We start from the raw sequence: 12,971 nt of genomic DNA on the forward strand, positions 1-12,971 counted from the left end.
CGCCTCCATCTCAGCCAGAAATCGGTCTCGCCGGGTCCGCTTTTTGGCCGTGGACTGCTCGTAATCACCAAAGCCGAGCTGCTTGATGCCCATGAACCCTGTTCACGCCTGCGATCACACGGCCATTCTCGCGCAGGGTGGTGGGGTTTTCCAGAGTCTCCCTAGCAGTTTCGCTACGGTGGAGAAATATCACCAACAGCCTTGGTGCGGCCGGTGAGGTGATCAACGGCGTGCCTTCGCCTGATGGTTCTGAATCCAACCGTGCATCGACTGACGCCCCTCCTGCTCGCTGGCTGCATCGCCACCGGCGGCCTGGTCAGCCCCCTACCGGCGGCAGCGGAAGGCTGGCTCGGAGACAGTCCGGTGCTGCGGCCATCGGGCGATCTGATCACCCAACCCGCCCTCCAGCCCTCCCTCCAACCCCCCTCGCCGCCTGACCGCAAGCTGGTGCTGCTGCGCGGCAAACGGCAACTTCTGGTGCTCGAGAACGAGCGGGAACTGCGCCGCTTCCCCGTGGCGGTGGGCATGCCGGGCTGGGAAACCCCCGTAGGTCGCTTCGCGGTGATCGAGAAGCGCACCGATCCGGCCTGGAAGCACCCCGCCACCGGCGAGGTGGTGCCCGCTGGCCCCACCAATCCGCTCGGCAGCCGCTGGATCGGCTTCCTGCGCGACTGCAAGGGCCGCAGCGGCTTCAACGGCCAGCAGCACCTGAAGGTGGAAGGCTGCGTGACGTCCGGCTTCCACGGCACCCCCCAACGGGGCAGCGTCGGCAGGGCCGTGTCCCATGGCTGCGTGAGGCTGTTCGAGGAAAATGTCCAGGAGCTCTACGACCTGGTCCAGGTCGGCACCGTGGTCACCGTGGTGCCCTGATCCACGGCCGGAGCATCCCTTTCGATCACCGGGGACCCCGGTTGATCACCCGTAGAGTTCGCTCGATCCGAGCGAACTCCCATGCGCGTGCTGTTTGCCGCCGCCGAGTGCGCCCCGATGGTGAAGGTGGGCGGCATGGGGGACGTGGTGGGCTCCCTGCCGCCCGCCCTGGCCGGCCTCGGCCACGACGTGCGGCTGATCCTGCCGGGTTACGGCAAGCTCTGGGGCCTGCTGCCGATTCCCGAGGAGCCGGTCTGGCGCGGCCGGGCGATGGGAACGGATTTCGCCATCTACGAAACCAGCCATCCTGGCAACGGCCTGACGATCTACCTGGTCGGCCATCCCGTCTTCAACCCGGCCCGCATCTACGGCGGTGACGACGAGGATTGGCGCTTCACCTTCTTCGCCAACGCCACGGCCGAATTCTGCTGGCACCACTGGAAGCCGGAGGTGCTGCACTGCCACGACTGGCACACCGGCATGCTGCCGGCCTGGATGCACCAGGATCCGGAGATCAGCACGGTCTTCACCATCCACAACCTCCAGTACCAGGGACCCTGGCGCTGGAAGCTGGAGCGCATGACCTGGTGCCCCTGGTATATGCAGGGGGAAACCACCATGGCGGTGGCCCTGATCCATGCCGATCGGATCAATGCCGTCTCTCCCACCTACGCCCGGGAGATTCGAACCCCGGAGTACGGCGAAGGCCTCGATGACCTGCTGAACTTCTTCGGCGGCAAGCTCAGCGGCATCCTCAACGGCATCGACACGGTGGCCTGGGATCCGGCCACCGACGTCAGCCTGCCGGCCCGGTTCAGTTCCGTCGATCTCGCGCCCCGGGCGATCAACAAGCAGGCGCTGCAGGAACGCATGGGCCTGAACACCGCCCCAGAGAGCTTCGTGATGGGGATGGTGTCCCGGCTGGTGGATCAGAAGGGGGTGGACCTGCTGCTGCAGGTGGCCGAGCGGGTGCTGGCCTACACCAACAGCCAGATCGTCGTGCTCGGAACCGGGGATCGCAGCTACGAAGCCGGCCTGTGGCAGATGGCCTCCCGCCACCCCGGCCGCTTCTCGGTCTTCCTCACCTACGACGACGCTCTGGCCCGGTTGATCTACGGAGGCGCCGACGCCTTCCTGATGCCCAGCCGCTTCGAGCCCTGCGGCATCAGCCAACTGCTGGCGATGCGTTACGGCTGCATCCCCGTGGTACGGAAGGTGGGCGGGCTGGTTGACACCGTGCCACCGCACGTGCCCGATCAACAGAGCGGCACCGGCTTCTGCTTCGACCGCTACGAGCCGATCGATTTCTACACCGCGATCGTGCGGGCCTGGGAGGCGTGGCGCCACACCGAAAGCTGGCGGGAGTTGCAACGGCGGGCCATGGGGCGCGACAGCAGCTGGAACCGCTCCGCCCTCGACTACGACGCCCTCTACCGGGATGTGCGGGGCATCCAGGAACCGCCCGCGCCGGCAGCGGTGGAGGAACCGGAACCGGTCGCCACGAACCCTTCGCCGGATTCAACCCCCGAGGTCCCGGCCGCGGCGCCGATCCAACAGCGCCTCACCCAGTTGCTGCGCCGCGGCATCGCCTGAGCCCAGGCCGCCATGCCCCCCGCGCCTGACCCCAGCGACCTGCCTGCCCCCTACCGCAACCCCTGGGGTCTGCTCGCCAGAGATCTTCGGGCGGTGGTGGCCAGCCTCCGGCTGAAGGTCCAGGAGCTGTGGCGCCGCAATGGTGAAGGGGACCTGCCGGTGGCGGGTTTCTGGCCCCGCCGCTTTAGGGCCTGGTTCTGGCCCCTTGTGCTGCTTCTGGTGACAGGGATCCTGGCGCTGCTGCCGCTCGCGACGGCGCCGCCGGGGTGGCGCCGGCCGATGGTGTCACAGCCGGTGGCCCAACCCAGCGCCGAACCTGTGGGCCCCGACCCTGTGGGCGCCGAACCACGGCCTCCCGAGCCGGTGCCCCCAGCGCCGATGGTCCCACCTGCTCAGGCTCCGCCCCTGGCGATCGAACCGCCACCGCTGCAGCTCGATCCGCTGATGGCACTGCTGGCGGAGCAGGATCCCGATGGACTGATCACCGCCGCCCGGCCCCAGCCGGCCAGGTCGTTGCTGGAGCTGGAGCTCAGCGATCGCTTCGCCGCCCTTGCCCCCCCGCTGGGCAGCCAGTGGGCGGAGAGCTGGCTGGAGCGGGCCAGCGGCCTCGGCTACGGGAGCCTGGAGCTGGTCGATCAGGGCGGACGCCTGCTGGGTCGATCCGCCCTGGTGGGAGGGGGCATGATCATGTTCGAACGTTCCACGATGGGCTGAGGGCATGCGGTTGGGCGAGCTGGTGGCGCTGTGGGGGCCACCGATCGGGGCCGAAGAGTTCGGAACCGGCCAGCTCGCCACCGAAGCGCTCGATCCGGAGGCGCCGCTCGGGCCCGTCTGCACCGACAGCCGGGCCCTCGCCGCCGGGCACCTGTTCGTGGCCCTGGTGGGGGAGCGCTTCGATGGCCACGATTTCCTGGCTCAGGCCCAGCGGCTGGGTGCCCAGGCCGCCGTGATCGAGCGCAGCCGACTTGCGGCGCTCCCTCCAGGGCTGCCGGCCTGGGCGGTCGACGACACGCTGCTGGCCTACCAGCAGTTGGCCCGGCAATGGCGGCGCGCTTTGGCGGTGCCGGTGGTGGCGGTCACCGGCTCGGCCGGCAAGACCACCACGCGGGAGCTGATCCGCGCCGCCCTCGAACCGCTTGGCCCGGTGCTGGCCAGCACCGGCAACGACAACAACGACATCGGCGTTCCCGCCACCCTGCTGCGGGCCACGGCGGCGCACTGCGCCCTAGTGGTGGAGATGGGGATGCGGGGGCTGGGGGAAATCGAGCGGCTCTCCCGCTGCGCCGAACCCGACGTGGTGGTGATCACCAACATCGGCACGGCCCACATCGGCCGGCTGGGCAGCCGGGAGGCGATCTCGCGAGCCAAATGTGAGATCACCTCCGCCCTCAGGCCCGATGGCCTGGTGGTGATTCCAGCCGGTGATCCCCTGCTGGAGCAGACCCTGAAGGGGGGCTGGAGCGGCCCGGTGCGGCGGGTGGCCCTGGCCACCGACCGCCAGGAAGCAGGCCTACCCCCCGCCGACTGGGTGGGCCAGCTCCAAGGCGGAGCACTGCTCTGCAACGGCGAGCGCATCGGCCTGCCCCTGGAGGGGGAGCACAACGCCCGCAACCTGCTGCTGGCCCTGGCGGTCGCCGACCATCTTGGCGTTGACGGCCCGGCCCTGGCGGAGCTGCGCCCCCAGCTGCCGGGTGGGCGCAGCAGCCGCCTGCAGCTCGGTGCCATCACCCTGCTCGATGAGACCTACAACGCCTCACCAGAGGCGGTGGCGGCCGCCCTGCGGCTGCTGGCCGGCCAGCCCGGCCGCCACCTGGCCGTGCTTGGCACCATGCGGGAACTGGGTGATCACAGCGTGGAGCTGCACCGAAGCATCGGCGCGTTGGCCTCGGACCTCGGCCTCGACGGCCTGGTGATCGTGGATGGGGGCGCCGAAGGGGAGGCGATGGCCGAAGCGGCCGTCGGCGTGGCGCGGCTGGCGCGGGTCGCCACCCCCGAGCAGGCGCTGGAGCCGCTGCTGGAGTGGCTGAGGCCCAACGATCAACTGCTGCTCAAGGCCAGCCGGGGCGTGGCCCTGGAGCGGTTGATTCCCCTGCTGGAGGCGGGCCTGGCCAGTCGGTCTTGATGCGTTGGGGTGCCCGGCTGACGGCCAGGGCCCCGGCCGGCACATTGCGGGTGAGGGTGGAGCCAGCCCCCACGGTCACGTTGGCGCCCAGGGTGATCGGGGCCACCAGCACGGAGTTGGCGCCGGTCTTGCTGCCGGCGCCGATCACGGTGCGGTGCTTGCGCACGCCGTCGTAGTTGGCGGTGATCGTGCCGGCGCCCACGTTCACGGCGGCACCGAGGTCGGCATCGCCGATGTAGCTGAGGTGGTTCGCCTTGCAACCCGCCCCCAGGTGGCTCTGCTTGATCTCCACGAAATTGCCGATCCGGCAGCCGGGATCAAGGCGGGCGCCGTTGCGGAGCTGGGCGTAGGGGCCGATCCGGCAGTCCTCCCCAACCGTGGCATCGCTCAGCACCGAGAAAAGCACCTCAACGCCGGCGCCCAGGCTCACGTTCTCCAGCAGGCTGCCCGGGCCGATGCGGCAGCCATCGCCGATCCGGCAATCGCCGCGCAGGTGGGTCTGGGGTTCGACGACCACATCACGGCCGAAGCGGCAGCCATCGCTGAGGCTGCAGCTGGCCGGATCCCGGAAGGTCACCCCCTCGGCCATCCAGTGGCGGCGCAGGCGGTCCTGCAGCACCGCTTCGCACTGGGCCAGCTGGAGGCGGTCGTTGATGCCGAAGATCTCGGCGCAATCCCCCACCTCCACATGCTGGGCGGGATGGAGCAGGGCCACGGTGTCGGTGAGGTAGAGCTCGCCCTGGTCGTTGTTGGCTTCAAGCTGGGGCAGCACCGCCTCCAGCCGGGGCCAGTGGAAGGCATAGATGCCGCCGTTGATCAGGTCGTTGGCGCGCTGGGCGTCGTTGCAGTCGCGGTGTTCGACGATGGCGCTCACCTGCCCCTCCCCATCGCTGAACACCCGGCCGTAGCCGCTGGGATCCTCCAGCCGCGCCGTGAGCAGGGTGACGGCCGCGCCGCTGCGGCGATGCTGGCCCAGCAAGCCGGCCAGGGTGTCCGGACGCAGCAGGGGCACATCGCCGTTCAGCACCAGCAGATCGCCGCTGAAGCCCCGCAGGGGTCCGAGCAGCTGCTGGACGGCATGGCCGGTGCCGTTCTGGGGTTGCTGCAGCACGAACTCAAGGCCCGCTCGCCCCGCCAGGGAGGCTTCGACGCGGCCGGCCTGGTGACCGAGGATCAGCAGGCGGCGATCCGGCTCCAAGCTCTCGCAGCAGTCGAGCACCCGCTCCAGCAGGGTGGCACCGGCGAGCTCCTGCAGCACCTTGGGCCGCTCACTCTTCATCCGGGTGCCCTTTCCGGCGGCCAGAACGGCAACGGCGAGCATGGCAGGCAGGGCGATCTGGGCGGAATCTACCGGCAGCCCATTTTCTGGCTCAGGCCTGGAGGCGCTCCAGGTCGGTCCAGAAGCCCGGGTAGGACACCGCCGCCGCCTCGCTGCCATGCAGCTCGGTGCTGCCAGTGGCGATCTGGGCCGCCACCGCCAGGCTCATCGCCACCCGGTGGTCGGTCTCGCTGTCGACCAAGGCGCCCCGCAGGCTGGTGCCGCCTTCGATCGTGAGGCCGTCGGGGGTTTCCTGGAGGCGGGCCCCCATCGCCTGGAGCTGGCGGGCCATCACCGCCAGCCGGTCCGTCTCCTTGACCCGCAGCTCCGCCGCATCGCGAACCCGGCTCACCCCCTCGGCGCAGCAGGCTGCCACCGCCAGCACGGGGATCTCATCGACCAGGCGGGGAATCAGCTCCCCGCCGATCTCGAACGGCTGCAGGGGGCCATGCCAGACCCGCAGATCCCCCACCGGCTCCCCCGCCACCTCATGCAAGTTGAACCGCTCGATCCGGGCCCCCATCTGCTCCAGCACCTCCAGGATGCCGGTGCGGGTGGGATTGAGCCCCACGTTCTCAAGGGTGAGCTCGGCGCCGGGGGTGATCGCGCCGGCCACCAGCCAGAAGGCCGCCGAACTGATGTCGCCGGGCACCACCACCTGCTGGCCCCGCAGCACCGCTCCGGGATGGACGGTCACCTGGCGGCTGAGATCATCACCGATGCTGAGGTCGGCGCCGAAGGCCCTGAGCATCCGCTCGCTGTGGTCGCGGGAGCGGGCCGGCTCGATCACGGTGGTGGGGCCGCTGGCGGTGAGGGCGGCCAGCAGGATCGCCGATTTCACCTGGGCCGAGGCGATCGGCGTGCCGATCACGGTGCCGTGCAGCGGATGGCCTTCGATCGCCAGGGGGGCCAGGGTGCCCCCGGCGCGCCCGTGGACCCTGGCCCCCATCGCCGCCAGGGGCTGGCCCACCCGCCCCATCGGCCGCCGCCGCAGGGACCCGTCGCCGCTGAGCACGAAGTGACGGCCGCTGCGGCCGGCCAGTAGGCCCAGCAGCAGCCGCATGGTGGTGCCGGAGTTGCCGCAATCCAGCACGGCGTCAGGCTCCCTGAGCCCATCGAGGCCCACCCCCTGCACCCGCACAGGCAGACCCGCTTCGATCGGGCTCACGGCCACCCCCATCGCCCGCAGGCAGGCGGCGGTGCTGAGCGGATCCTCAGCCGGCAGCAGGCCGTCGATCTCGGTGGCGCCGATGGCGATGGCGCCGAACAGCAGGGCCCGGTGGGAGATTGACTTGTCGCCGGGAACCCGCACAGTGCCCCGCAGGCTGCGCAAACCGTTGCTTCCCAGACGGCGCGGCTTGGGGAGAGCGCTGCTGGCTGCAACGGCCATGGATGCGGCTCGGAAGTGGTGGGAGCCTAAATCTCGGGTCGCTCCGAGCCGAACAGGCGGTCGCCCGCATCGCCGAGGCCTGGCACGATCCGGAAGGCCCCATCCAGGTCGGCGTCGATGCAGGCGGTGTACACGGTGAGCTGGGGGAACCGTTCAGCGAGGCGCTGCAGGCCGGGGCTGGCCGCCAGGGCGGTGATCACCCGCAGGCGGTCGCCGCCCACGCCCCGCTGCTCCAGCCGCTCCAGCACCTGGATCAGGCTGCCCGCCGTCGCCAGCATCGGATCGAACACCAGCACACCCACCTGGGCGCCGATCGTGGCTGGCAGGGTGTCGAGGTAGCAATCGGCCAGGCCGGTGGCTTCATCGCGCCGCAGGCCCAGGTGGGCCACCCGGGCGGTGGGCAGCACGCTCTGGGCGCCCTGCCACAGGCCCAGGCCCGCCCGCAGGATCGGCACCGCCAGCAGGGGCACGTCCCCATCCACCACCGTTCCCTCGCAGGGGGCCAGGGGGGTCTGCACCGTGACCGGCCGGTGCGGCAGCCAGTCGCGCACGGCCTCGTAGGTGAGCCAGCGGCCCAGCTCGGCCATGGCGCTGGCGAACAGGGCCGGCGGGGTGGCCTGATCCCGCAGCACCGTGAGCCAGTGGGCGATCAGGGGATGGGGCGGCACCACCACCCGCAGCGACATGCTCATGCTGAAACGCGCCCGGGCCTGGCCCTGCCATAACTTGAAGGCCCAAGCTACGGCTGTGCCTGTGTTCTCCCCTCTCAAACGCGGCCTCGCCGCCCTGGGGCGGCTGTTGGGGCTCGCCGCCCTGGCCCTGGCCGTCACGGCGGTCGCCCTGGTGGCACCGCAGCCTCCGGCCGCCTGGGCGATCATGGCGCCGGAGCTGCGCGGCCAGCGGGCCCTGCAGGATCTCCAGCCCGACATGCACGGCCTTGATCTCAAGCAGCAGGAGTTCCTCAAGGCCCCGATGCAGGGCTTCGATCTCAGCGGTGCCGACCTGCGCGGCGCCGTGTTCAACTCCAGCGACCTGCGCGAAACCAACCTCCAGGGCGCCAACCTCGAAGACGTGGTGGCCTTCGCCACCCGCTTCGATCGCGCCGACCTGAGCGGCGCGGTGTTGCGCAACGCCATGCTGATGCAGAGCCGCTTCACCGATGCGGTGATCGAGGGGGCCGACTTCAGCGAAGCGGTGCTTGACCTTTCGCAACAACGGGCCCTCTGTGTGCGGGCCAGCGGTGTGAACCCCAGCACCGGGACCGCCACGGCCGAGAGCCTCGGTTGCCGGTAGATTCACGGCCCGGTTCCCCGGGGGAGCAGTCCGGGGAAGAAAGGGGGAAAGTCCGGTGTGAATCCGGCGCTGTCCCGCAGCTGTGAAGATCCGGCCCCGGTGCAAACCGACCTCTGGATCCAGTCAGAACACCCGCCGGATGCCCCCTCCAAACCCGGCGCGGACCGGTCTCCCCCAATGATTTTTCTGTTTCGGCTCACGGCGGCGGCCCTGGCCCTGCTGCTTGTGCCCCTGCTGGCCGCTCCGGCGGAGGCACATCACCTGATGGGACTGTTCCACATCAAGGCCGGCCCCCTCGGCGGCTTCCTCAGTGGCCTGGGCCACCCCCTTCTCGGCCCCGACCATCTGCTGTTCTTGCTTTCGCTGGGGCTGGTCGGCCTGCAACAACCCAGCCGCTGGCTGCTCGGTCTGCTGGCCGTCGGGCTCGGCGCCAGTGGCGCTGGCCTGCTGCTCCCCAACCTGCCGGGGGCTGAGCTGCTGGTGGCGCTCTCCCTGGTGGCCCTGGGCCTGGTGGTGATCGGCCGCTGGCCCCGCTGGGTGCTGCTGCCGGCGATCGCCCTGCATGGCTACGTGCTCAGCGACGCGGTGATCGGCTGGGAGTCCACCGCGATCGGCTTCTACCTGCTCGGCTTGCTGATCAGCCAGGCAACCCTGCTCCTGGCCGCCATCACCCTGGTTCGCCCCTGGGCCAGCCGGCTCAGCTCCAGCGGTGTGAAGTTGGTGGCGGGCATCCTGATCGGCATCGGCGCCACGTTCGCCTGGACCACCCTGGTGCCCTGACCATGGCCCCTGCAACCCAGCGGCGCCTGCCGGTCACCGTGGTGACCGGCTTTCTGGGCGCCGGCAAGACCACCCTGCTGCGTCACCTGCTCCTCCACAGCGGGCGGCGGCTGGCTGTGATCGTCAATGAGTTCGGTGAGGTGGGCATCGATGGCGCCCTGCTGCGCGATTGCGGCTTCTGCCCCGAGGAGGAGCTCGAGGGCCGCTTGGTGGAGCTGGCCAACGGCTGCCTCTGCTGCACCGTCCAGGACGACTTCCTGCCGACCATGCAGACCCTGCTGGCCGCTGCGGATCGGCTCGATGGGATCGTGGTGGAAACCAGCGGCCTGGCCCTGCCCGAACCGCTCGTGCAGGCCTTCGCCTGGCCCGAGATCCGCAGCCGCACCCGCGTCCATGGGGTGGTGGCGGTGGTCGATGGCGAAGCGGTGGCCCAGGGAAGCGTGGTGGGCGATCCCGCTTCCCTGGAGCGCCAACGGGCCGCCGACCCCAGCCTCGACCACTTCGATGACCTTGAGGAGCTCTTCGACGAGCAGCTTGAAGCGGCCGATCTGGTGCTGGTCAGCCGGGCCGACCGGCTCGACGCCGGCCAGTGGGAGGTGGTGCGCGGGCGCATCGAGCGGGCCTGCCGGCCGGGCACCCAGCTGCTGCCCATCGAGCAGGGCCGCATCTCCCCCGACCTGCTGCTCGGCCTGCAACGCTCCGAGGGCCCTGGCGGGGATGGCAACCCCACCGACGACCACGACCACAGCCATGACCACAGCCATGTGCCCATGCAGTCGGTGGCGGTGCGGCTGGAGGGCGACTTCGATCGGAGCCGGCTGGAGGCCGTGCTGCGCGAGCAGATCGAGCGGCAGGCCATCCTGCGGCTCAAGGGCTGGTTGCAACAACCCGGCAAGAGCCGGCCGCTGCAGATCCAGGCGGTGGGCCTACGGCTGGATTGCTGGTATGAGGCCCAACCAGAGCAGGTCGGTGGCGGGGCCCGGCCAGCCGCAGCTGGCCTTGAGCTGGTGGCCCTGGGGATGAGGCTGGACCGGGCCGAGCTGGAGGCCGCCCTGGGATCCACGCTGGCGGTACAAACCGGGGTGGCTCAAACGGTGGCTCAGTCGAGGGGGAACTGACCCAGGGCGCAGACCTCACCCCAGCAAAGGGCCTGCTCCTCGGTCCAGCGGCTGGGGACGGGGCTCCAGCGACCGGAGGGCGGCCGCTGCATTTCCACCTTGCCGGTGCCATCATGGCGGAAATCGATCTGCTGGCCCGGCAGCTCCAGGCTCCAGCGCTGCCCCACCGCCTCGATCCGCATCACGCAGGCCTGCCAGGGCCCCGGAGCAAAGCGGCAGCGCAAGGGGATCCGTTGCACCTGGGCCACCGCCACGCCGACACCAACACCGCCGCCGCCGCTGACGCCAACCATCAGACCGATGAGCAGCGCGTTGCCGGCACGCCACAGCCATTCCCGAGCGGCTTCCGGGGCACCTGAGCGAACCACTGCCTGCCGCGCTGCCCGAACCATCGCCGGAACCCCCGCTCTCCCACCTCTTCAAGCTGCTCCGGCGACTCCGGTGCGGCTGGCCGGGCTGGCAAGATTTAACAACCGCGACGCACCGCCCGTGCCCCGCTTCCACGCCCGCGTCCTGGTTCGCCTGAGGCCCTCGGTGCTCGATCCCGCCGGCGAGGCAAGCATGGCCGCTGCCAAACGGCTGGGGGTGGAAGGGCTCGCCAGCCTGCGGATCGGCAAGGCCATCGAGCTGGAGATCGAGGCCCCGGATGCGGACGCGGCGCGCTCCAGGCTGGAGCTGCTCAGCGAACGGCTGCTCGCCAATCCGGTGATCGAAAACTGGACCCTGGAGATGTTGGACCCCGCCACCTCCACGGCGCCATGACGATCGGTGTGGCCGTCTTCCCCGGCTCGAACTGCGACCGGGACGTGAAATGGGCCGCCGAAGGCTGCCTGGGCATCCCCACCCGCTTTCTCTGGCATGAGGAGCGGGATCTGGCCGGTGTTGACGCCGTGGTGTTGCCGGGAGGCTTCAGCTACGGGGATTACCTGCGCTGCGGGGCCCTGGCCCGCTTCTCGCCGTTGCTGGAGGAGGTGGTGGCCTTCGCTGCGCGGGGCGGGCCGGTGCTGGGCATCTGCAACGGATTCCAGGTGCTCACCGAACTGGGCCTGCTGCCTGGAGCCCTCACCCGCAACCGCCACCTTCACTTTCTCTGCGAGCCGGCTGAACTGACGGTGCAGCCAGGCACCTGCCGCTGGCTAGGCGGCTACGGGGCCGGGGAAACGATCAGCCTGCCGATCGCCCATGGTGAAGGGCGCTACCAGGTGGATGACGTCACGCTCCACCGCCTCGAACAGGAGGGGCTGGTGGCCTTGCGTTACCGGCGCAACCCGAACGGCTCGGTGGGCGATGTGGCCGGACTCAGCAACCCCACCGGCAACGTGCTGGGGCTGATGCCCCATCCCGAGCGGGCCTGTGACCCGCTCACCGGCGGCCTCGATGGCCGCCGGCTGCTGGCCAGCCTGCTCGGCTGATCTCAGCCGAGGGCGGAGAAGAACTCCTTGCTGCCGACCGGATCAGGCTTCATGGTCTGCTCGCCCGGCGTCCAGTTGGCGGGGCACACCTCATCGGGGTGGGCCAGGGTGTACTGGAAGGCCTGCAGAACCCGCAGGGTTTCATCGACGTTGCGGCCCACCGAGAGGTTGTTGATCGTGGCGTGCTGCACGATGCCCTCGGGATCGATGATGAACAGGCCACGGAGGGCGACGCCTGCCTCCGGGTCAAGCACGTTGTAATCGGCGGCGATCGTTTTCTTGAGATCGGCCACCAGGGGGTAGGCGATGTCACCGAGGCCGCCCTGGTTGCGGTCGGTCTGGATCCAGGCCAGGTGGCTGAACTGGCTGTCGACCGAAACGCCGAGGATTTCGGTGTTGAGGCTGCTGAAATCGGCGTAGCGGTCGCTGAAGGCGGTGATTTCCGTCGGGCAGACGAAGGTGAAATCCAGGGGGTAGAAGAACAGCACCACGAACTTGCCGCGGTACTGGGAGAGGGTCACCTCCTTGAATTCCTGATCGACCACGGCGGTGGCGGTGAAGTCCGGGGCCTGCTGACCAACGCGAAGGGAAGCGCTGACGGTCATAGCGTTGCGAGTGGGGAAGGGGGACAGCTGGGGAGAGAAAGCCGAACTCGGACCGACTTCCACTTACAGCTGATCACAAGTTATCACGGATTCCGGCCTGAAGTCCGGGTCCTAGGCTCAAGGCTCGATAGAAAACTGACCCCATCAATGCCCTGGGATCCGGCCCTGCTTCGCAAGTTCAACGCCACGGGCCATTTCCGCCTGCTCAACCAGTTGCGCAGTGAGATCAAGGCCCATCCCCTTCCCCGCCAGAAGGGCGCCCTTCAAGACGATGGCCGCGACGGAGCCGGCACCGGTCCAATCCAGTTGCGTCCCCAGCCAATGGGCTACAGCCGATCGCGTCGCTCCGGTGGTTATGGAGCACCTGCGGCCGCCTCGGCCGGGTTCAGCCAAGCCCTCGACAACGGCGGCGAAGGCTCGTCGATGAGCTTCCGGGACCGGCTGAACGCCATCGAGATGCGCTGATCGAG

General features: G+C 69.8%; 15 protein-coding genes and 1 riboswitch. Of the genes, 10 read left to right on the forward strand and 5 right to left on the reverse strand.

Translation table 11 applies throughout. From position 1 onward, the window contains the following. The first annotated feature begins 243 nt into the window (after positions 1-243). The 4 genes from KBY66_RS00005 (at position 244) to murF (ending at position 4,585) form a co-directional block, all read left to right on the forward strand. Positions 244-870 carry a L,D-transpeptidase family protein gene (locus tag KBY66_RS00005; RefSeq protein ID WP_255087031.1) on the forward strand — a complete coding sequence of 209 codons (627 nt, stop codon included), beginning with the start codon at positions 244-246 and terminating at the stop codon, positions 868-870. A gap of 81 nt (positions 871-951) precedes the next feature. Further along, on the forward strand, positions 952-2,463 hold the full coding sequence (gene glgA, locus KBY66_RS00010) for a glycogen synthase GlgA (RefSeq protein ID WP_255087032.1): 1,512 nt from the start codon (positions 952-954) through the stop codon (positions 2,461-2,463). Positions 2,464-2,475: 12 nt separating this feature from the next. After that, positions 2,476-3,177, forward strand: a complete 702-nt coding sequence (locus tag KBY66_RS00015) for a hypothetical protein (protein ID WP_255087422.1) — start codon at positions 2,476-2,478, stop codon at positions 3,175-3,177. Positions 3,178-3,181: 4 nt separating this feature from the next. Then, entirely contained in the window at positions 3,182-4,585 is a 1,404-nt protein-coding gene (gene murF / locus KBY66_RS00020) for a UDP-N-acetylmuramoyl-tripeptide--D-alanyl-D-alanine ligase (RefSeq protein ID WP_255087033.1), read from the forward strand. Here the strand turns inward: murF and glmU are convergent. The 3 genes from glmU to upp are packed head-to-tail and all read right to left on the reverse strand — an operon-like array spanning position 4,512 to position 7,985. Then, the gene (gene glmU / locus KBY66_RS00025; protein ID WP_255087034.1) at positions 4,512-5,906 is read right to left on the reverse strand and encodes a bifunctional UDP-N-acetylglucosamine diphosphorylase/glucosamine-1-phosphate N-acetyltransferase GlmU; all 1,395 of its coding nucleotides are present in this window, start codon (positions 5,904-5,906) and stop codon (positions 4,512-4,514) included. The two genes, murF and glmU, sit on opposite strands and share 74 nt — an antisense overlap. A gap of 49 nt (positions 5,907-5,955) precedes the next feature. After that, positions 5,956-7,293 carry a 3-phosphoshikimate 1-carboxyvinyltransferase gene (gene aroA / locus KBY66_RS00030; RefSeq protein WP_255087035.1) on the reverse strand — a complete coding sequence of 446 codons (1,338 nt, stop codon included), beginning with the start codon at positions 7,291-7,293 and terminating at the stop codon, positions 5,956-5,958. 26 nt (positions 7,294-7,319) lie between these two features. After that, positions 7,320-7,985 carry a uracil phosphoribosyltransferase gene (gene upp, locus KBY66_RS00035; RefSeq protein ID WP_255087036.1) on the reverse strand — a complete coding sequence of 222 codons (666 nt, stop codon included), beginning with the start codon at positions 7,983-7,985 and terminating at the stop codon, positions 7,320-7,322. Positions 7,986-8,019: 34 nt separating this feature from the next. Here upp and KBY66_RS00040 point away from each other — a divergent pair, with 34 nt between their 5' ends. The 3 genes from KBY66_RS00040 (at position 8,020) to cobW (ending at position 10,484) form a co-directional block, all read left to right on the forward strand. Further along, positions 8,020-8,586, forward strand: coding sequence for a pentapeptide repeat-containing protein (locus KBY66_RS00040; RefSeq protein ID WP_410000993.1), 567 nt, complete (start codon positions 8,020-8,022; stop codon positions 8,584-8,586). After that, positions 8,580-8,741, forward strand: a riboswitch (cobalamin riboswitch). Its footprint overlaps the gene before it by 7 nt. 22 nt (positions 8,742-8,763) lie before the next feature. Next, complete coding sequence (locus tag KBY66_RS00045; protein WP_255087038.1) at positions 8,764-9,366, forward strand: HupE/UreJ family protein; 603 nt, start codon at positions 8,764-8,766, stop codon at positions 9,364-9,366. 2 nt (positions 9,367-9,368) lie between these two features. Then, positions 9,369-10,484, forward strand: a complete 1,116-nt coding sequence (cobW, locus tag KBY66_RS00050) for a cobalamin biosynthesis protein CobW (protein ID WP_255087039.1) — start codon at positions 9,369-9,371, stop codon at positions 10,482-10,484. On the opposite strand, the gene KBY66_RS00055 is transcribed toward cobW, so the two are convergent. Then, positions 10,466-10,876 (reverse strand): hypothetical protein, encoded by a 411-nt coding sequence (locus KBY66_RS00055; RefSeq protein ID WP_255087040.1) that lies wholly within the window; start codon positions 10,874-10,876, stop codon positions 10,466-10,468. The two genes, cobW and KBY66_RS00055, sit on opposite strands and share 19 nt — an antisense overlap. A 97-nt stretch (positions 10,877-10,973) precedes the next feature. On the opposite strand from KBY66_RS00055, the gene purS reads away from it, so the two are divergent. Continuing rightward, entirely contained in the window at positions 10,974-11,246 is a 273-nt protein-coding gene (gene purS / locus KBY66_RS00060) for a phosphoribosylformylglycinamidine synthase subunit PurS (RefSeq protein WP_255087041.1), read from the forward strand. Beyond that, positions 11,243-11,896 carry a phosphoribosylformylglycinamidine synthase subunit PurQ gene (purQ, locus tag KBY66_RS00065; protein WP_255087042.1) on the forward strand — a complete coding sequence of 218 codons (654 nt, stop codon included), beginning with the start codon at positions 11,243-11,245 and terminating at the stop codon, positions 11,894-11,896. Before purS ends, purQ begins: the two co-directional genes overlap by 4 nt. Before the next feature lie 2 nt (positions 11,897-11,898). On the opposite strand, the gene KBY66_RS00070 is transcribed toward purQ, so the two are convergent. Continuing rightward, entirely contained in the window at positions 11,899-12,501 is a 603-nt protein-coding gene (locus tag KBY66_RS00070; protein WP_255087043.1) for a peroxiredoxin, read from the reverse strand. Between the two features lie 147 nt (positions 12,502-12,648). Between KBY66_RS00070 and KBY66_RS00075 the strand changes: the two genes are divergently transcribed. After that, complete coding sequence (locus KBY66_RS00075; protein WP_255087044.1) at positions 12,649-12,966, forward strand: hypothetical protein; 318 nt, start codon at positions 12,649-12,651, stop codon at positions 12,964-12,966. Positions 12,967-12,971 lie beyond the last annotated feature (5 nt).

Source organism: Synechococcus sp. Tobar12-5m-g (assembly GCF_024345415.1).
GTDB lineage: Bacteria > Cyanobacteriota > Cyanobacteriia > PCC-6307 > Cyanobiaceae > Regnicoccus.

Bases quoted from the DNA above. Each gene is read 5' to 3' on its own strand.
- aroA (WP_255087035.1), bottom strand. From the start codon at position 7,293: ATGGCCGTTGCAGCCAGCAGCGCTCTCCCCAAGCCGCGCCGTCTGGGA.
- upp (WP_255087036.1), bottom strand. From the start codon at position 7,985: ATGAGCATGTCGCTGCGGGTGGTGGTGCCGCCCCATCCCCTGATCGCC.
- purQ (WP_255087042.1), top strand. From the start codon at position 11,243: ATGACGATCGGTGTGGCCGTCTTCCCCGGCTCGAACTGCGACCGGGAC.
- glmU (WP_255087034.1), bottom strand. From the start codon at position 5,906: ATGCTCGCCGTTGCCGTTCTGGCCGCCGGAAAGGGCACCCGGATGAAG.
- KBY66_RS00055 (WP_255087040.1), bottom strand. From the start codon at position 10,876: ATGGTTCGGGCAGCGCGGCAGGCAGTGGTTCGCTCAGGTGCCCCGGAA.
- KBY66_RS00015 (WP_255087422.1), top strand. From the start codon at position 2,476: ATGCCCCCCGCGCCTGACCCCAGCGACCTGCCTGCCCCCTACCGCAAC.
- KBY66_RS00075 (WP_255087044.1), top strand. From the start codon at position 12,649: ATGCCCTGGGATCCGGCCCTGCTTCGCAAGTTCAACGCCACGGGCCAT.
- murF (WP_255087033.1), top strand. From the start codon at position 3,182: ATGCGGTTGGGCGAGCTGGTGGCGCTGTGGGGGCCACCGATCGGGGCC.
- KBY66_RS00070 (WP_255087043.1), bottom strand. From the start codon at position 12,501: ATGACCGTCAGCGCTTCCCTTCGCGTTGGTCAGCAGGCCCCGGACTTC.
- cobW (WP_255087039.1), top strand. From the start codon at position 9,369: ATGGCCCCTGCAACCCAGCGGCGCCTGCCGGTCACCGTGGTGACCGGC.
- glgA (WP_255087032.1), top strand. From the start codon at position 952: ATGCGCGTGCTGTTTGCCGCCGCCGAGTGCGCCCCGATGGTGAAGGTG.
- KBY66_RS00045 (WP_255087038.1), top strand. From the start codon at position 8,764: ATGATTTTTCTGTTTCGGCTCACGGCGGCGGCCCTGGCCCTGCTGCTT.
- KBY66_RS00005 (WP_255087031.1), top strand. From the start codon at position 244: ATGGTTCTGAATCCAACCGTGCATCGACTGACGCCCCTCCTGCTCGCT.